The following is a 16,666-nucleotide window of genomic DNA, read 5'->3' as shown; positions in this document are numbered from 1 at the left end:
TTTGCACCGCCGTGTCACTCTTTCTATCCTAGCTGGCAGCATTATTAATTATGACCGTACGCCTGTTTCTCGCCAAAGGACGTGAAAAGTCCTTACTCCGTCGCCACCCTTGGGTGTTCTCCGGCGCCGTTCAACGCGTCGAGGGCAAAGCTCTCTCCGGTGAAACCATCGATATTCTCGACAGCCAGGGCAAATGGCTGGCTCGCGGCGCCTATTCGCCCGAGTCGCAGATCCGCGCACGCGTCTGGACCTTCCAGCAGGATGAAGAGATTAACATCGATTTCTTCATTCGCCGCCTGCAGCAAGCGCAAAGCTGGCGTGATTGGGTCGCACAGCGCGACGGTCTGGACGGATACCGTCTGATCGCCGGCGAATCCGACGGCCTGCCGGGCATCACTATCGATCGCTTCCAGAATTTCCTGGTACTGCAGCTGCTGTCCGCCGGTGCCGAATACCAGCGCCCAGCCCTGCTTTCCGCCCTGCAGCATTGCTACCCGGAATGCTCGATTTACGATCGCTCCGATGTTGCGGTGCGCAAAAAAGAAGGCCTGCCGCTGGCGCAGGGCCCGGTGCTGGGCGATCTGCCGCCGGAGCTGCTGCCTATTACCGAGCACGGCATGAAACTGCTGGTGGACATTCAGCAAGGGCACAAAACCGGCTTCTACCTCGATCAGCGCGACAGCCGCCTGGCGGCACGTAACTACTCCGCCGGCCGCCGGGTGCTGAACTGCTTCTCCTACACCGGCGCCTTCGCCGTTTCCGCTCTGATGGGCGGCTGCGAGCAAGTGATCAGCGTGGATACCTCACAGGCAGCGCTGGACATCGCCAAACAAAACGTCGAGCTCAACAAGCTCGATCTGAACAAGGCGGAGTTCGTTCGTGATGACGTGTTCCAACTGCTGCGCAACTACCGCGCTCAAGGCGAAAAATTCGATCTGATCATCATGGATCCGCCTAAATTCGTCGAGAACAAGAATCAGCTGGCCAGCGCCTGCCGCGGTTACAAGGACATCAACATGCTGGCGCTGCAGTTGCTGAATCCAGGCGGCATTCTGCTCAGCTTCTCCTGCTCCGGCCTGATGCCGACCGACCTGTTCCAGAAAATTTTGGCCGATGCCGCTGTAGATGCCGGACGTGATGTACAATTTATAGAACAGTTCCGCCAGGCTGCCGATCACCCGGTGATCGCCACGTATCCTGAGGGGCTGTATCTGAAAGGCTTCGCTTGTCGGGTGATGTAACTTGAAATGCGCTGCCTTGCCCCCATATATGAGCAAGGCATTGTTTCTCAGGAGGTCATCATGATTGCCAGCAAATTCGGTATCGGACAACAGGTTAGGCATAAACTGCTGGGGTATTTGGGCGTCGTGATCGATATCGACCCGGAATACTCTTTAGAACAACCCAAAGCTGACGAGATAGCGGCGAACGACGAACTGCGTTCCGCCCCTTGGTACCACGTGGTGATGGAGGACGAGGAAGGCCAACCGGTGCATACCTATCTGGCGGAAGCGCAGCTGGATGGCGAGCCCCAGGAAGCGCACCCCGAGCAACCATCGCTGGATGAACTGGCGGAATCCATCCGTCACCAGTTACAGGCGCCACGTTTGCGCAATTGACCGCGCCAAGACCTGAGAAACCCCGAGAGGGCCCGGCATCGCGCCAGGCCCTTTTTTTATTTAGCGCTCCAGCCCTAAACGCGGGATTTCGATTTTCGGGCAGCGATCCATCACCACCTGCAGCCCGGCCTGTTGCGCCAGCTCCGCCGCCTGATCGTTAATCACGCCGATCTGTAGCCACAGCGCCTTGGCGCCGATCGCTATCGCCTCTTGCGCCACGCCGTAAGCCGCCTCCGAATTGCGAAACACATCAACCATATCCACCGGCTGTGGGATAGCGGCCAGCGTGGCATAAACCGGCTGCCCCAGCAGCGTCTGCCCCGCCAGTTTTGGGCTGACCGGGATCACTTGATACCCTTGCGCCAACAGATACGCCATCACCCCATAGCTGGGCCGCGACGGGTTATCGCTGGCGCCCACCAGCGCGATGGTTTTCACCTGCTGCAACAGCAGGGCAATCTCTTGATCTTGCATCTTCAACTCCCGTTTATCACTGCGTCACTTTCCATTTCGAGTGTAACCGATCGGCATTCGCTCGGTTAAACGCTAATGCGAAGGAAACTTCACCGTAATCTTATGGTCAGAGGCTGTCGCGGTTCAGCTGCGCACGGTCGTGTCTAAACGCGATAAAATATGTAAAAGTGTAAACAAAATACCCGATTGAAAAATTTTGACACAACCTATGCCGTGTTCAACACTTAGAGCTACGTCACTTTATAAGGAGATAATGATGAAATTTGGTCTGGTGGTTGCGGCGTTGCTCAGCATCAGTATGCCTGCCGCGGCTACGACCCTGAAACTCTCCCCGGACATCGACCTGCTGGTGGTCGACGGCAAGAAAATGACAGGTTCGTTGTTAAAAGGCGCCGACAGCCTTGAACTGGACGGCGGGCAGCACCAGCTGCTGTTTAAAGTGACCAAAACCGTACGTTCCGGCCAGCATACACAGGCCTATACGTCCCTGCCGCTGGTTGCCACCTTCAATACGCAAAAGATTAGCCAAGTGGCGATCGAACTGCCGCGCATCGAGAACGATCGTGATGCGCAACGCTTTGACAGAACGTTGAATTATCTGGTGGTCGATAAAGACGGCAACGCCCTGCCTTTCCGACATGATGCGCTGCATCCCGACAGCGTCACCTTCAATACCGATTTGGAAAAGGTGATGACCGATTACAACCGCCAGAACCGCCCGGCCTCCGTTCCGACCTTTGTTCAGGCGAACGCAGGCAATCCCTCAGCCCTCGCGTTGGCCGGCGCGCCGCTGAACGCCCCGACGGTAACGTTGAAAGGTGAAAACGTGTCGGAACAGATGTTGCAATACTGGTTCCAACAGGCCGACAAGGAAACACAGAAACGTTTTCTGCGCTGGGCCAATAAACAACCGATTCGCTGATCCCTTCCGGCGTCTTTCCCCGTAAAGGCGCCTTTTCTTCGCATTTTCAGGCGCAAACGCTAGGCAGTGAAAAACAGTTTCAGTAATCTGTCGCACATCCCCCGATGAGCGAAGGACACCGAGATGGAATTGACTACCCGCACTATCGCCGCACGCAAACACATTGCACTGGTGGCGCACGATCACCGCAAACAGGCCCTATTGGAGTGGGTAGAAAGCCACAAGACTATTCTGGCGCAGCACCAGCTGTACGCCACCGGCACCACCGGTAATCTGATCCAGCGCGCCAGCGGCATTCCCGTCACCAGCATGCTGAGTGGCCCGATGGGCGGCGATCAGCAGGTTGGCGCACTGATTGCGGAAGGCAAGATAGACATGCTGATCTTCTTCTGGGACCCGCTGAACGCGGTGCCGCACGATCCGGACGTGAAGGCGCTACTGCGGCTGGCGACAGTATGGAATATTCCGGTGGCCACCAACCGCTCGACCGCCGATTTTCTGATCGACTCTCCGCTGTTCAAAAACGAGGTGGAGATCGCCATCCCCGACTATCAGCGCTACCTGCAAGACCGCCTGAAATAATCCTCACGGCCTGGCTGGCGCCAGGCCTGATGCCTACGGTTTTTTCTGCACCGGTACGCCAAGATCCTGCAGGTGTTCGACGAACACCGAAGGGCGTTCACGATCCTGCAACAGCCATACCTGATGTTTGGCGCGCGTCAACGCGACATACAATAGACGGCGCTCTTCGGCATCCGGGAAATCCTCCGGCTGCGGCAGTAGCACCTCTTCCAACACCGACTCGCGCGCCACGGCGGGGAAGCCGTCACGCCCCTCATGTAAACCGGCAATGATGACGTATTCCGCCTGCTGCCCTTTGCTGGCGTGGATGGTCATAAACTCCAGATCCAGCTTGGGCCAGCGGGTGCCCGCCTTCGCCAGCGCTTCCGGTTTCAGATGATGGTAACGCGCCAGCACCAGGATGCGCTCATCCGGCTTGGCGTAGCCGCTCAGTTTATCCAGCAAGGGCTCCAGCTGCTCGTGCGGCAGGATCGCCACCGACTTTTTATTGCCCTTGCTCAAGCTGTTGAGCGGTTTTTTCAGCTGGTGCGGGTTTTGCTGCACGAACCGGTTGGCCACCTCGCCGATACGTTCATTGAAGCGATAGGTGGTATCCAGCGCGCACTGCGCGCCTTCGCCGAAGTTCGTGGCAAAGGCCGTGGTTAACGTCAATTCTGCGCCGCTGAAGCGATAAATCGCCTGCCAGTCATCCCCCACCGCAAACAGGCAGGTCTGCTTGTTCTGTCGGCGCAATGCCGCCAGCAACAGCGCACGCTGCGGTGAGATATCCTGAAACTCGTCGACCAGAATATGTTTCCACGGGCTGACGAAGCGCCCCTTGTCGAGAATGTTGACCGCCTGATGGATAAGGCCGGAGAAGTCCACCGCCCCTTCCTCTTTCAAGGCGCTTTTCCAGGCTTTCAGCAGCGGAGCCATCAGCCGTATGCGTTTTGAAAACAGATCGCGTATTTCTTCATCCGCCTGCTCAATCATTTCCGCTTGGCTGCCGCCGTGCATGCGCATCAGCCCCAACCAGCGTTCCAACCGGCTTGCCAGGCGATCCGCCAGGCGCTTATCCTGCCAGAAGTCGCCTTCCGGCACTTCCCATTCCAGCTCTTCGGTCAACCATTGACGCCACCCCTTGGCCTGCGCTTTCTTCTCCGCGCACTGTTGGCGCCAATGGGTAATCAGCAGCTCTTTGCGCGCTTTGGCATCGGTTTCCAACCGGCTGATGGCCGGCGCTTTGCGGCTGCCTTGTTGAATGATTTGCAGCGCCAAGGCATGGAAGGTCTTGGCCTGAATGCCGACATCGCCCAAACGTTCTTTGATGCGGTCGTTCATCTCACCGGCGGCCTGGCGGCCGAAAGCCAACAGCAAGATTTGGCCCGGCTCCGCCTCCTGACGGCGCAGCAGCCAGCCGGCGCGCGCCACCAGCACCGACGTTTTGCCGCTGCCGGCCCCCGCCAATACCAGAACGGAATCCTCGCCGTTGACCACCGCGCGGCTCTGGGAGTCATTGAGCGGTGAGCTTTCGACGGTCTGGAAGAAGTCGTGATGTTGCTCCAGCATGCGATCGGTCCACTGCCGGTTGCGTTGTTCGACGCTGTGTAGCCCCTGCTGCAGCCATTGCAGACACAGTTGGTAATCGGCCCGGCAGTTATCGAATTCCTCCAGACGCGTCACCGGCATCGGCAACGCGGAGAAAGCTTCACGGATTTGCTGTTGCAGCTTGCCCAGCTCAGACTTTTTGAACCATTTATCTTGCTGCTCTATGCGCTGAATCTGTGCCACCTGCTGTTGCAACACGCCGGCACTGACCTCACTCATTTCGGCGCTCCACTGCTGCCACGCCTGCTGCAGATAGTGATAAAAACGTTGCGTTTCCTGCCATTCGGTGCCGTGCAGCCGCACCACTTTTTCGTCCGGCAATTCAAATTCCAGCTCGCCCCAGACGATGCCGCGCTTGCACCTGACCTGAATCAGTTGATTGAAGGGGATCAGGTATTCATGTTTTTCCCCGCTCACCTCAACGCCGGCGTGCAGCAACCGCACGCGGTTATAAGGGTGCTGAGCCAGGTGTTTCCCCAGCGATGTCGCTTTAAGTTCCATATCGTCGCGCCATGACTATGTTGAGATTAAATAACGGATATCTGCCAGTTTACCTGCGATAAGCAGTGGCACTCTAGCGCTAAAAAAAGGGTAGAATAGATTTTGCGTTTTTATCGTGAATACGCCCGCATCGCGGTTTGGCTATCATTAGAGCAGAATGACGTCTATGCGTACTGTACTGAATATTCTTAATTTTGTGTTGGGCGGTTTCTTCACCACGCTAGGCTGGCTTATTGCTACGGTGTTCAGCGTGCTGCTTGTCATCACACTGCCGCTTACCCGCTCCTGTTGGGAAATCACCAAGCTGTCGCTGGTGCCGTTCGGCAACGAAGCGATGCACGTCGATGAACTGTATCCGGAAAAAAGCAATGCGCTGCTCTCCGCCGGCGGCTCGCTGCTCAACATTATTTGGCTGGTGCTGTTTGGCTGGTGGCTGTGCCTGTCACACATCGCCGCCGGTATCGTGCAATGCGTTTCAATCATCGGCATTCCGGTCGGTATCGCCAATTTCAAAATAGCCGCCATCGCGCTGTGGCCGGTGGGACGCCGCGTCGTCTCGGTAGAAATGGCTCAGCAAGCCCGTATTGAGAATGCTCGCCGCCACTATCAACAGCGTTAATTTTTTCTCCGTTTGAGGAGTTTTTCGTGCTCTCTTTTGCACCCGCAGTTCGTCGTTATACTTACAACAGCAACCTGCTGTATCACTTGCGCATCCTCATTGCGCTGATCGGCACCACCGCCGTTCCCTGGTGGCTCGGCATTCCCAAGCTGACCATCCCGCTAACGCTGGGCGTGGTGGCGGCGGCACTGACCGATTTGGATGACCGCCTGGCCGGCAGGTTACGCAACCTGCTTATCACGCTGGTGTGCTTCTTTGTTGCCTCCGCCTCGATCGAGCTGCTGTTCCCTTATCCCTGGTTGTTCGCCCTTGGCTTAACCACGTCGACCTACGGTTTTATCCTGCTCGGTGCCTTGGGGCAGCGTTATGCCACCATCGCCTTCGGCGCGCTGCTGATCGCGGTTTACACCATGCTCGGCACCTCGATGTACGATGCCTGGTATCAGCAACCGCTGCTGCTGGTGATCGGCGCGCTGTGGTACAACCTGCTGACGTTGGCAGGCCACCTGCTGTTCCCGATCCGGCCGCTGCAAGAGAACCTGGCGCGCTGTTACGATCAACTGGCCAACTATCTGGATGCCAAAGCCAATCTGTTCGATCCCGACGCCGAACGCGACGCCGACCTGCCATGGATGGAAGTCGCAATGGCCAACAGCGCCTTGGTCGCGTTGCTTAACCAAACCAAAGCCTCGCTGCTGACGCGCCTGAAAGGCGATCGTGGCCAGCGCGGGACCCGCCGCACCTTGCACTACTATTTTGTCGCGCAGGATATCCACGAGCGTGCCAGCTCTTCCCACGTTCAGTACCACGCGCTCAGCCGGCAATTTCGTCACAGCGACATTTTGTTCCGCTTCCAGCGTCTGCTGAGCATGCAGGCACGCGCCTGCCGCCAATTGGCACAATCGATCCTGCTGCGGCAAAAGTACCAGCACAACCCGCGCTTTGAACCGGCTTTCAGCCGCATTCAGGAGGCGTTGGCGCGCATCGCCGAAACCCAGGGCAATAACGAGCAGACCAAGGCGCTGGCGCATCTGTTGAAAAACCTGCATGCGATCGATGCGCAGCTGGCCAATATCGAATCAGAGCAGACGCTGGCCAGCGGGCAAGCGGAAGAGAACAGCCTGGCCGACGACCGCTTAACCGGCTGGAGCGATATTCAGCTGCGCATCAGCCGCCATTTGACGCCGCAGTCGGCCCTGTTCCGCCACGCGATCCGCATGTCGGTGGTACTGTGCGTGGGTTATGCCTTCATCCAGTTCACGGGTATGCAGCACGGTTACTGGATCCTGTTGACCAGCCTGTTCGTCTGTCAACCGAACTACAACGCTACCCGCCGACGCCTGGCGCTACGCATCATCGGTACCCTGGCCGGTATCCTGATCGGCCTGCCAATCCTCTATTTCGTGCCGTCATTGGAAGGGCAACAGGTGTTGATCGTCATCACCGGCGTTCTGTTCTTCGCTTTCCGCACCGTACAATATGCCCACGCGACGATGTTCATCACGCTGCTGGTGCTGTTGTGTTTTAACCTGTTGGGCGAAGGATTCGAAGTGGCAGCCCCGCGCGTTTACGATACCTTGCTGGGCTGTGCCATCGCCTGGGCGGCAGTCAGCTTTATCTGGCCGGACTGGAAGTTCCGCCAACTGCCGGCGGTGGTGGATAAAACGCTGAATGCCAACTGCCGTTATCTGGACGCCATTCTGGTGCAATACCACCAGGGTAAGGATAACGGCCTCGCTTACCGCATCGCGCGACGTGATGCCCACAACAGCGATGCCGAACTGGCTTCGGTCATCTCCAACATGTCCGCCGATCCCAAAGCCGACAAAGCGCTGCAGGAAGCCGCCTTCCGCTTGCTCTGTCTGAACCACACGCTCCTGAGCTATATCTCCGCATTGGGGGCGCACCGCGAGCGGCTGAATACCCCGGCCACGCTCGATCTGCTCAATGACGCCGTGTGTTACGTGGACGGCGCCTTGCATCAGGAAGAACGGAACAGCCAGCGCATTGCGCAGGCGTTGGAACAGCTGGCGGAGCGCATCAGCAAAGCCGTTCCGGAACCTGAAAGCAAAGAACAATTGGTCTTGCAGCAGGTGGGATTGGTGCTCGAGCTGCTGCCAGAGCTCACCGCGCTGCATGCCCAAATCAATAAGGCAGCCTAACTATTCAGGGCCCGTTCGATGGGCCCTGAATAACCGGCTCATGCCCATGGCGGCGCATCGCCATCGTATGATCGAACCAACGCACTAGCTCGCTGCGTAATTCGGCCGGCAACGCCGCCTGATGATAACCGGCTATCGCCCCGCCCAGCGACAGCAGCACTCGTAGCCCCAAATTAGTCTGCTGTTTCAATAAACGGAGATAGCTGCGTTTGGCGCCATGCAGCCGCAGGTCATAAGCGTTGCGAATGCCCGCTCGCCACAGCAGACGTTCCATATTAACGTCAATATTCGGCAATGCCTTCAGTCGGCCGTGATCGCCAGCCTTAAGCCGCTGCTCCCGGCGCGCCTCCCTGACAGCCTGCCAGGCCAGCCCCACCAGCTCGTTGCGTTCCCGCCACAGCGACTCGTCAACCCAGTAATAACGCAAAGTGATGGGCGCTCCACGCTTGGAGTAGACCATATTGACCATCCCTCTGGCACGAAAGGCCGGTTCCATGCTCGCCGTAGCCCGCAAGTACAGCTCGCCGTCCGCTATCACCGCAAACATTACCCCCTCGGCCAGCAGGCCGTAGCCACCAAACTGTGACCGTGTTGTGATGGCTCCCAGCGCCGCAAAGCAATTTTTAGCCTGCGCGATTCTTCTCGTCGACATCCTTTTCATAGCGTTCCTCCTTTTTAGGTTCTGGCCGTATTATTTCTCTCATCAATGAAAAAAGTAACGTGAACAACTAATTAGAAAAATACGCACTATCCGCCCGCCTGCCAATCACAAAAATCATCGGTACAAAAAATGATCGCAATTATGCGAGCCGCTACGAAAATTTGGGTTGATCTTATCCTAAATCAGGGGTACTGTATAAACATACAGTAACACGACGGGCGGGAACTTTATGCGTACTCAATCACTCTACCAACCTCATTTCGGCCATGGCTCTTATACAGCGCGCAATGTTGCGAAGAACACAGATGTCGGCAAAGAAAATGGCTTGATCAGTGAACTTGTTTACAACGAGCGCCAGCCCGCAGTGGCCCAATTGCTGTTGCCCCTGCTGCAACAACTGGGCAAACAGTCTCGCTGGCTTCTGTGGCTGACGCCGCAGCAAAAATTAAGCAAACAATGGCTGCAGCAATCCGGCCTGCCTGTAGATAAGATGATGCAATTGAGCCAGATCAGCCCGGTGAATACGGTCGAGGCAATGGAAAAAGCGCTGCAAACGGGAAATTACAGCGTGGTTCTCGGCTGGTTGCCTGAGCTAACGGAGGAGGATCGTCTAAAATTAAGACGTGCGGCAGAATTGGGTAATGCCTATGGGTTTATCATGCGGCCTCAACGTGACATTAACCCGACTCACGGACACTGTTCCACCCTAAAAATTCACTCTTCTTTGTATCATTAAGTAAATTTAGGATTTTTCCCATCATTTTCGCACCCCCTAAGCGGAACCTTTGCGTGGGAAGGCACAAAGCTAGTCCGGCTGCGGTTTGGCAAGCAATAATGCTCGATGAATCGCCGTTTTTTTAGGCAAAGAATGTTAGCAAATATGTACGATTCCGCGTTTTTTTTTAGAGCCTTATCACATCACACTTGTAACTTTCGCGCCACGTTGTAGACTTTACATCGCCAAGGTTGCTCTATAACGTCAGAAAAACTGGCGAGTAACAAACGAGGGCTTAAACCTTGGCGAAGGAATTTAACCAAGGGCTTAAACAGCTTTAAAGCTCATTGCCTATTTGGATGATAACGAGGCGCAAAATGAAAAAGACAGCTATCGCATTAGCAGTGGCACTGGCAGGTTTCGCTACCGTAGCGCAAGCCGCTCCAAAAGATAACACCTGGTACACCGGTGCTAAACTGGGCTGGTCCCAGTACCACGACACTGGTTTCTACGGTAACGGTTACCAGAACGGTATCGGCAACGGCCCAACCCACAAAGATCAGCTGGGTGCCGGCGCGTTCCTGGGCTACCAGGCAAACCAATACCTGGGCTTCGAGCTGGGCTATGACTGGCTCGGCCGCATGCCTTACAAAGGCAGCGTGAACAACGGTGCTTTCAAAGCGCAGGGCGTTCAACTGGCCGCTAAACTGAGCTACCCAATTGCTGACGATCTGGACATCTACACTCGTCTGGGTGGTATGGTATGGCGTGCAGACTCCAAAGCTAACTACGGCCGTACTGGCCAGCGCCTGAGCGACCACGACACCGGCGTTTCTCCGCTGGCTGCTGTTGGTGTTGAATACGCACTGACCAAAAACTGGGCTACTCGCCTGGATTACCAGTTCGTAAGCAACATCGGTGACGCAGGTACCGTTGGCGCACGTCCAGACAACACCATGCTGAGCCTGGGCGTTTCTTACCGCTTCGGTCAGGATGACGTAGTTGCTCCAGCACCAGCTCCAGCTCCGGCTCCAGTTGTTGAAACCAAGCGTTTCACTCTGAAGTCTGACGTGCTGTTCAACTTCAACAAGTCTACTCTGAAAGCAGAAGGCCAGCAGGCTCTGGATCAGCTGTACACCCAGCTGAGCTCCATGGATCCTAAAGACGGTTCTGTAGTTGTTCTGGGTTACACCGACGCCGTTGGTTCTGACCAGTACAACCAGAAACTGTCCGAACAGCGCGCACAAAGCGTTGTTGACTACCTGGTCTCCAAAGGCATCCCGTCAGACAAAATCTCTGCACGTGGTATGGGTGAAGCAGATGCAGTTACTGGCAACACCTGTGGCTACAAATCTGGCCGCGCTACCAAAGCTCAGATCGCTTGCCTGGCACCAGATCGTCGCGTAGAGATCGAAGTTAAAGGTATCAAAGACGTTGTAACTCAGCCTCAGGGCTAAGTTTACTCGCCTAATAAAAAACCCCGCCTAGCGGGGTTTTTTTTCGTCCTATTGTTGTTGCCACAACCCTTCAAGGCCAAACGCCACAAAGGCGCTCTCACGCACTTACTTGGGATCTTTGCCAAGAATCGCCTTCAAGTCTTCTTTCAACGATGACATCTGGTTTGCATACTTTTCTTTGCGTTCAGCGTCTTCGATAAGTTGCACGACGGTTTCCGAAAGCGTAACGCCACGGCGGCGCGCCAGGGCAGCTAATCGTTGCCAAACCAAAAACTCCAGATCGATAGATTTTTTACGCGTATGCTGATGTTCTGCGTTAAAATGACGTTTGCGGCGGGCGCGGATTGTTTGCTTCATCCGGTTATCCAGTTCCGGATTCATATGAGCGGCAATCCATGCAAGTACCTTTACCGGCTCATTTTCCAGCTTCAGCAGCTCGTTAACCGCTTCCTGAGCAGCGCTGTTTTCAATGTAGCGGGTAATAAGCTCCCCTTCCCGGTGCTTCTTCACCAGGTACTTCCATTTCCAACCGCTCTCTAGATTTTCCAGTTGCTGATATTTCATCTTGAGCTCTTCAGTGACCGCGTAACTTCAAATAAGCATAACAGCTTTGCGCCGAATTTCCCCGGCAATTAAGCCGTCTTTTAGACTGTTTTTTGCACAGTCACCGCGTGATGTCAAACTCCCTGATGCCAACTGGCACTCCACATGTATCAAGCTGCCGTTATTCTTGTATAATCGCCCTTTCCCTTTTTAACGATTGCATCTAACACTTTGACCAATAACCGACTTGAATGGCAATCTTTATTGCCGGACGTAACGCCTTATCAGGCGATATTTGATACCGCCGCTCAGTTGGCACCCGTGCCCTTTTCCGCCATTCAGCCTCGGCTGGAAAATGCCCTGACGCTATTTTGCCACCCTCAATCGCCACCGCGTTTCATGCTGTTGAAAGCGCAAGAAACGCGAGAGTATCTGGAACTGGTTGCTAACGCCGTCAAACCCCTGCTGCCGAAAAACACGGCATGCTGCGGCAGCCACTATGTCATTCACGATGGCAAGGTCAGCGTAGAACCGGCCAGCCGTGGCGATGAACCTTTCGCCGCCGGCGGTGCTTGCCTGTTCCAGGAGTGGATTGAACCGGAACAGCTGTTTGGCTGCGTACGGATCCACAATGGCGACATTACCCTACAGCCGGGTCTGGTGCACCAGGCCAACGGCGGCATTCTGATTCTGTCGGCACGTGCGCTGCTTGCTCAGCCGTTACTGTGGCTGCGGCTGAAGCAGATGATCGGCCAGCGTGAGTTCCATTGGGTTTCGCCAGACGAAACCCGCCCGCTGCCGGTAGCCATTCCACCGATGCCGCTGGATCTTCGGCTGATTGTGGTCGGCGATCGTCACGGCCTGGCCGATTTTCACGATATCGAGCCTGAGCTGAGTGAACAAGCGATCTACGGTGAATTCGAAGACGACCTGCAGCTGACTGAAATTGATGATATGACGCAGTGGTGCGGCTACGTCAACGGCGTGATTGCCGACCAGCAGTTGCCGATGCTGGCGACCGACGCCTGGCCGCCGCTGCTCGTCCAGGCAGTGCGTTACAGTGGCGACCAGGGCATCCTGCCACTTTCGCCGGTTTGGCTTGGCCAGCAACTGTCCGAAGCCGCACTGTATGCCGAAGAGGACCGCATTACGGCCAAAGCGCTTGAAGCGGCGTTAAATGCCCGCGAATGGCGTGAAAGCTATCTGGCCGAGCGTATGCAGGATGAGATCGAGCTGGGTCAGATCCTGATTGAGACCGAGGGCGAAGTGGTGGGGCAGATCAACGGTCTGTCAGTCCTGGATTATCCGGGCCATCCACGCAGCTTTGGTGAACCGTCGCGCATCAGTTGCGTTGTGCATCTCGGCGACGGCGAGTTCACCGACGTCGAGCGCAAAGCCGAACTGGGCGGCAACCTGCATGCTAAAGGCATGATGATCATGCAGGCGTTCCTGATCGCCGAACTGGATCTTGATCAGCAACTGCCCTTCTCCGCTTCCATCGTCTTTGAGCAATCGTATGGTGAAGTGGACGGTGACAGCGCCTCGCTGGCTGAGCTGTGCGCATTGATCAGCGCCCTGTCACAGCAACCGATCACCCAGCAGATCGCCGTCACCGGCTCCGTCGACCAATTTGGCAACGTACAGCCGATAGGTGGCGTTAACGAAAAGATCGAAGGTTTCTTCGAGGTTTGTTTACGCCGCGGCCTGACGGGCAAACAGGGTGTCGTCTTGCCCGCAACCAACGTGCGCCACCTGTGCTTGCGCCAGGATATCGTCGACGCGGTACGCGAAGGGCAATTCCATCTGTGGGCGGTAGAGAGCGCGGCGGAAGCCTTGCCTTTGCTCACAGGTTGCCTCTACTCTGACGAACAACAGCCGAATTTGTTGGCGGCCATTCAGGAACGGATTGCGCAGGTGAGCCTGCAGGAACGCCGCCGTCCGTGGCCGCTACGCTGGCTCAACTGGTTCAACCACGGCTGATCGGACTTGTTCAGCGTACACGTGTTAGCTAACCTGCGTCCTTCATTAAAATAAGGCTTACTGAGAACATGGTAGATAAACGCGATTCCTATACGAAAGAAGACCTCGAAGCATCCGGCCGTGGCGAGCTGTTCGGCGCCGGTGGCCCACCGTTGCCGGCGGGTAACATGTTGATGATGGACCGCGTGGTCAAAATGACCGAAGACGGCGGGACTCACAACAAAGGTTATGTGGAAGCGGAACTGGATATTAATCCGGACCTATGGTTCTTCGGTTGCCACTTTATCGGCGATCCGGTCATGCCTGGCTGCCTGGGCCTGGATGCGATGTGGCAGCTGGTCGGTTTCTACCTCGGTTGGCTGGGTGGCGAAGGCAAAGGCCGCGCGCTGGGCGTCGGTGAAGTCAAGTTCACCGGCCAGGTGCTGCCAACCGCGAAGAAGGTAACCTATCGTATTAACTTCAAACGCGTCATTACCCGCAAACTGATCATGGGCGTCGCCGATGGCGAAGTGCTGGTTGACGGTGAAGTGATCTATACCGCCACCGATCTGAAAGTGGGCCTGTTCAAAGATACCACCGCGTTCTAATCACGCTGGCGGGAAGGCGGCCACTGCCTTCTCTTCTAACGCTCTTCGCATGCCATCACGTCGAAACGTGATGGCATTTCTTTCTCTTACTTCCCGACTTTCAAAGACCATCCGCATCTTCTTTTAGCCGCCGTCGGCGTTATGGAATATCTCATCACGTTGGCATTGATGCTGGGTGTACCTTATTTCATCGCCCTTCACCGAAATGTCTTCCCCCATAGGTCTTTACCCTATTCTTACCCGAAGCGGCCAAAGCAATAGGCAGCCTGAAAGGCGGCCTCCCTCACTCCCCGCATCAGTGCAATAGCGCTTTTTTTGCATCCGGTTATTCTCTTGCCCCTCAAGATCCTCTAACATGACTAGCATAGTAACTACAATTATTGTACTTAGTGAGAAAGGTATGCAAAAAACCCGCTTTAGCGATGCACCTTGCCCCGTCGCGCGTTCATTAGATCGCGTCGGGGAATGGTGGAGCATTCTGATCCTGCGTGATGCCTTTCAGGGGTTGTCCAAATTCGACGAATTCCAACAAAGTCTGGGGATGTCACCCACGCTACTGGCGCGTCGCCTGAAGGATTTAGTGGCCCACGGCATTCTGTATAAAGAACGTTATCAAACGCGGCCGGTGCGCTATCACTACCTGCTTACTGAGCGCGGCAACGATTTTCTCCCGGTGTTGGCGGCGCTCTCACAATGGGGCAACAATCATCTGACCGACGGGGACGTCAGCGCCCTGTTGGTCGACGGACGCAACGATCGGCCGATCCAAGTCCAGTTGGTCAATCGTGATACCCAACAGCCGGTGCCGCCGCAGTTCATTACGCTGGCGCCAGGGCCGGCGGCAAGCGATGGCATATATCAACGCGCCGAACTGATGCGGCAGCGGCGCCTCGCCGATTTACCCGAATTTACCAAGGAGCCATCATGAGCAATTGTCGTATCGTCATTACCGGCATGGGCGCCGTTTCACCGCTAGGGTGCGGTGTTGAAGCCATCTGGCAACGTTTGTTAAAAGGAGAATCCGGCATTCGAGCGTTGCCTGACGAGATCGTTGCAGATTTACCGGTCAAGGTCGGAGGACAAGTCCCGGCGCTGGCGCAAGATGCTGAAGCGGGCTTCAACCCCGACGCCTCCGTCGCCCCCAAGGACCAAAAGAAAATGGACCGCTTTATCCTGTTTGCTATGGCGGCGGCGGATGAAGCCATTCGTCAGGCCGGCTGGATAGCCGATACGGACGAAAAACAAGAGCGCACAGCCACCGTCATTGCCTCGGGTATTGGCGGTTTCCCGGCGATTGCCCAGGCGGTGCGCACAACCGACAGCCGCGGCGCCAAACGGCTGTCGCCGTTCACCATCCCCTCATTCCTGGTCAATCTGGCGGCCGGCCACGTTTCAATCAAACACCACTTCAAGGGGCCGATTGGCGCGCCGGTCACCGCCTGTGCCGCCGGCGTGCAAGCCATTGGCGACGCAGTGCGTATGATCCGCAATGATGAAGCCGATATCGCCGTGTGCGGCGGTACCGAAGCCGCTATAGATACCGTCAGCCTGGGCGGGTTCGCCGCCGCGCGCGCCATGTCCACCGCTCCGGCCGAATTGGCGCAACAGGCCTCTCGGCCCTTCGACAGCGCCCGGGACGGATTTGTCATGGGGGAAGGCGCCGGCATGCTGGTGATTGAAACGCTGGAACACGCGCTGGCGCGCGGCGCCACCCCGCTCGCGGAAATCGTCGGCTATGGCACCAGCGCCGACGCCTACCACATGACATCCGGCGCTGAAGACGGCAACGGCGCCTATCGGGCGATGAAAATCGCGTTGAAGCAGGCGAACGTCGTTCCCGAGGAGGTACAGCATTTAAATGCGCACGCGACATCGACACCCGTAGGGGATTTGGGCGAAATCAACGCCATCAAACACCTGTTTGGCACGGCCGGGACTGTCGCCGTGACCTCAACAAAATCAGCGACGGGGCACCTGCTGGGCGCCGCCGGCGGGCTGGAAACCATCTTTACCGCCTTGGCTCTGCGCGATCAGATAGCCCCTGCCACGCTAAATCTGGATAACCCCGATCCGGCGGCGGCAGGCTTGCATCTGGTCGCGAAACAGGCGGAATCGATGAATATGACCTACGCCTTATCAAACGGCTTCGGCTTTGGCGGCGTGAATGCGAGTATTTTGCTGAAGCGCTGGCAGGATAAATAAACGCCTGAAACAAAAACCTCCGCCAAAGGGCGGAGGTTATTCCTTTTATTTGACA

At 56.3% G+C, this 16,666-nt stretch carries 16 protein-coding genes; 12 read left to right on the top strand and 4 right to left on the bottom strand.

Features of this window, described 5'->3' with window-relative positions; translation table 11 throughout:
• Positions 1-50 precede the first annotated feature (50 nt).
• Together rlmI and hspQ are read left to right on the top strand one after the other, a co-directional pair.
• Positions 51-1,241, top strand: coding sequence for a 23S rRNA (cytosine(1962)-C(5))-methyltransferase RlmI (rlmI, locus tag FOT55_RS07980; protein ID WP_060432834.1), 1,191 nt, complete (start codon positions 51-53; stop codon positions 1,239-1,241).
• A gap of 60 nt (positions 1,242-1,301) precedes the next feature.
• The gene (gene hspQ, locus FOT55_RS07975) at positions 1,302-1,619 is read left to right on the top strand and encodes a heat shock protein HspQ (RefSeq protein WP_004928104.1); all 318 of its coding nucleotides are present in this window, start codon (positions 1,302-1,304) and stop codon (positions 1,617-1,619) included.
• 60 nt (positions 1,620-1,679) lie between these two features.
• Here the strand turns inward: hspQ and FOT55_RS07970 are convergent, their stop codons facing one another.
• The gene (locus FOT55_RS07970) at positions 1,680-2,093 is read right to left on the bottom strand and encodes a CoA-binding protein (RefSeq protein ID WP_060432833.1); all 414 of its coding nucleotides are present in this window, start codon (positions 2,091-2,093) and stop codon (positions 1,680-1,682) included.
• A gap of 256 nt (positions 2,094-2,349) precedes the next feature.
• On the opposite strand from FOT55_RS07970, the gene FOT55_RS07965 reads away from it, so the two are divergent.
• Positions 2,350-3,015: a DUF2057 family protein gene (locus FOT55_RS07965; protein ID WP_060432832.1), complete on the top strand. Its 666-nt coding sequence runs from the start codon at positions 2,350-2,352 to the stop codon at positions 3,013-3,015.
• Between the two features lie 123 nt (positions 3,016-3,138).
• Positions 3,139-3,597, top strand: a complete 459-nt coding sequence (locus FOT55_RS07960; protein ID WP_016928284.1) for a methylglyoxal synthase — start codon at positions 3,139-3,141, stop codon at positions 3,595-3,597.
• Positions 3,598-3,630: 33 nt separating this feature from the next.
• Here the strand turns inward: FOT55_RS07960 and helD are convergent, their stop codons facing one another.
• Complete coding sequence (gene helD / locus FOT55_RS07955) at positions 3,631-5,685, bottom strand: DNA helicase IV (protein ID WP_025302314.1); 2,055 nt, start codon at positions 5,683-5,685, stop codon at positions 3,631-3,633.
• 166 nt (positions 5,686-5,851) lie between these two features.
• Here helD and FOT55_RS07950 point away from each other — a divergent pair, with 166 nt between their 5' ends.
• Together FOT55_RS07950 and yccS are read left to right on the top strand one after the other, a co-directional pair.
• Positions 5,852-6,304 carry a YccF domain-containing protein gene (locus tag FOT55_RS07950; RefSeq protein WP_049204263.1) on the top strand — a complete coding sequence of 151 codons (453 nt, stop codon included), beginning with the start codon at positions 5,852-5,854 and terminating at the stop codon, positions 6,302-6,304.
• A 26-nt stretch (positions 6,305-6,330) separates the two neighbouring features.
• Positions 6,331-8,466 (top strand): YccS family putative transporter, encoded by a 2,136-nt coding sequence (gene yccS, locus FOT55_RS07945; RefSeq protein ID WP_060432830.1) that lies wholly within the window; start codon positions 6,331-6,333, stop codon positions 8,464-8,466.
• Between the two features lie 4 nt (positions 8,467-8,470).
• On the opposite strand, the gene FOT55_RS07940 is transcribed toward yccS, so the two are convergent.
• Complete coding sequence (locus tag FOT55_RS07940) at positions 8,471-9,127, bottom strand: TfoX/Sxy family DNA transformation protein (protein ID WP_025302311.1); 657 nt, start codon at positions 9,125-9,127, stop codon at positions 8,471-8,473.
• Between the two features lie 229 nt (positions 9,128-9,356).
• On the opposite strand from FOT55_RS07940, the gene sulA reads away from it, so the two are divergent.
• Both sulA and ompA read left to right on the top strand, forming a co-directional pair.
• The gene (sulA, locus tag FOT55_RS07935; protein ID WP_025302310.1) at positions 9,357-9,863 is read left to right on the top strand and encodes an SOS-induced cell division inhibitor SulA; all 507 of its coding nucleotides are present in this window, start codon (positions 9,357-9,359) and stop codon (positions 9,861-9,863) included.
• A 356-nt stretch (positions 9,864-10,219) separates the two neighbouring features.
• Positions 10,220-11,299, top strand: a complete 1,080-nt coding sequence (gene ompA, locus FOT55_RS07930; protein ID WP_015377358.1) for a porin OmpA — start codon at positions 10,220-10,222, stop codon at positions 11,297-11,299.
• A gap of 105 nt (positions 11,300-11,404) precedes the next feature.
• On the opposite strand, the gene matP is transcribed toward ompA, so the two are convergent.
• A complete protein-coding gene (matP, locus tag FOT55_RS07925; RefSeq protein ID WP_004928138.1) occupies positions 11,405-11,863 on the bottom strand; it encodes a macrodomain Ter protein MatP in 459 nt (152 codons plus the stop codon).
• Between the two features lie 210 nt (positions 11,864-12,073).
• Here matP and FOT55_RS07920 point away from each other — a divergent pair, with 210 nt between their 5' ends.
• The 4 genes from FOT55_RS07920 to fabF all read left to right on the top strand — a co-directional run bounded on the left by FOT55_RS07920 (position 12,074) and on the right by fabF (position 16,611).
• Positions 12,074-13,822: an AAA family ATPase gene (locus FOT55_RS07920; protein ID WP_025302309.1), complete on the top strand. Its 1,749-nt coding sequence runs from the start codon at positions 12,074-12,076 to the stop codon at positions 13,820-13,822.
• A 68-nt stretch (positions 13,823-13,890) separates the two neighbouring features.
• Complete coding sequence (gene fabA / locus FOT55_RS07915; protein WP_004928144.1) at positions 13,891-14,409, top strand: bifunctional 3-hydroxydecanoyl-ACP dehydratase/trans-2-decenoyl-ACP isomerase; 519 nt, start codon at positions 13,891-13,893, stop codon at positions 14,407-14,409.
• A gap of 400 nt (positions 14,410-14,809) precedes the next feature.
• Entirely contained in the window at positions 14,810-15,337 is a 528-nt protein-coding gene (locus FOT55_RS07910; protein WP_025302308.1) for a winged helix-turn-helix transcriptional regulator, read from the top strand.
• On the top strand, positions 15,334-16,611 hold the full coding sequence (fabF, locus tag FOT55_RS07905; protein ID WP_043137608.1) for a beta-ketoacyl-ACP synthase II: 1,278 nt from the start codon (positions 15,334-15,336) through the stop codon (positions 16,609-16,611). The genes FOT55_RS07910 and fabF overlap by 4 nt, the downstream gene beginning before the upstream one ends.
• Positions 16,612-16,666: the final 55 nt, after the last annotated feature.

Origin of the sequence: Serratia bockelmannii, assembly GCF_008011855.1 — a bacterium.
Taxonomy (GTDB): domain Bacteria; phylum Pseudomonadota; class Gammaproteobacteria; order Enterobacterales; family Enterobacteriaceae; genus Serratia; species Serratia bockelmannii.
Note: the sequence above shows the minus strand (reverse complement) of the source record. Positions and strands in the feature narration are given on the sequence as shown.

What these genes read in the sequence shown, in the direction of transcription:
- fabA (WP_004928144.1), top strand. Translation starts at nt 13,891, where the DNA reads ATGGTAGATAAACGCGATTCCTATACGAAAGAAGACCTCGAAGCATCC.
- FOT55_RS07970 (WP_060432833.1), bottom strand. Translation starts at nt 2,093, where the DNA reads ATGCAAGATCAAGAGATTGCCCTGCTGTTGCAGCAGGTGAAAACCATC.
- FOT55_RS07965 (WP_060432832.1), top strand. Translation starts at nt 2,350, where the DNA reads ATGAAATTTGGTCTGGTGGTTGCGGCGTTGCTCAGCATCAGTATGCCT.
- FOT55_RS07910 (WP_025302308.1), top strand. Translation starts at nt 14,810, where the DNA reads ATGCAAAAAACCCGCTTTAGCGATGCACCTTGCCCCGTCGCGCGTTCA.
- matP (WP_004928138.1), bottom strand. Translation starts at nt 11,863, where the DNA reads ATGAAATATCAGCAACTGGAAAATCTAGAGAGCGGTTGGAAATGGAAG.
- FOT55_RS07940 (WP_025302311.1), bottom strand. Translation starts at nt 9,127, where the DNA reads ATGAAAAGGATGTCGACGAGAAGAATCGCGCAGGCTAAAAATTGCTTT.
- rlmI (WP_060432834.1), top strand. Translation starts at nt 51, where the DNA reads ATGACCGTACGCCTGTTTCTCGCCAAAGGACGTGAAAAGTCCTTACTC.
- helD (WP_025302314.1), bottom strand. Translation starts at nt 5,685, where the DNA reads ATGGAACTTAAAGCGACATCGCTGGGGAAACACCTGGCTCAGCACCCT.
- sulA (WP_025302310.1), top strand. Translation starts at nt 9,357, where the DNA reads ATGCGTACTCAATCACTCTACCAACCTCATTTCGGCCATGGCTCTTAT.
- FOT55_RS07950 (WP_049204263.1), top strand. Translation starts at nt 5,852, where the DNA reads ATGCGTACTGTACTGAATATTCTTAATTTTGTGTTGGGCGGTTTCTTC.
- FOT55_RS07960 (WP_016928284.1), top strand. Translation starts at nt 3,139, where the DNA reads ATGGAATTGACTACCCGCACTATCGCCGCACGCAAACACATTGCACTG.
- hspQ (WP_004928104.1), top strand. Translation starts at nt 1,302, where the DNA reads ATGATTGCCAGCAAATTCGGTATCGGACAACAGGTTAGGCATAAACTG.
- fabF (WP_043137608.1), top strand. Translation starts at nt 15,334, where the DNA reads ATGAGCAATTGTCGTATCGTCATTACCGGCATGGGCGCCGTTTCACCG.
- ompA (WP_015377358.1), top strand. Translation starts at nt 10,220, where the DNA reads ATGAAAAAGACAGCTATCGCATTAGCAGTGGCACTGGCAGGTTTCGCT.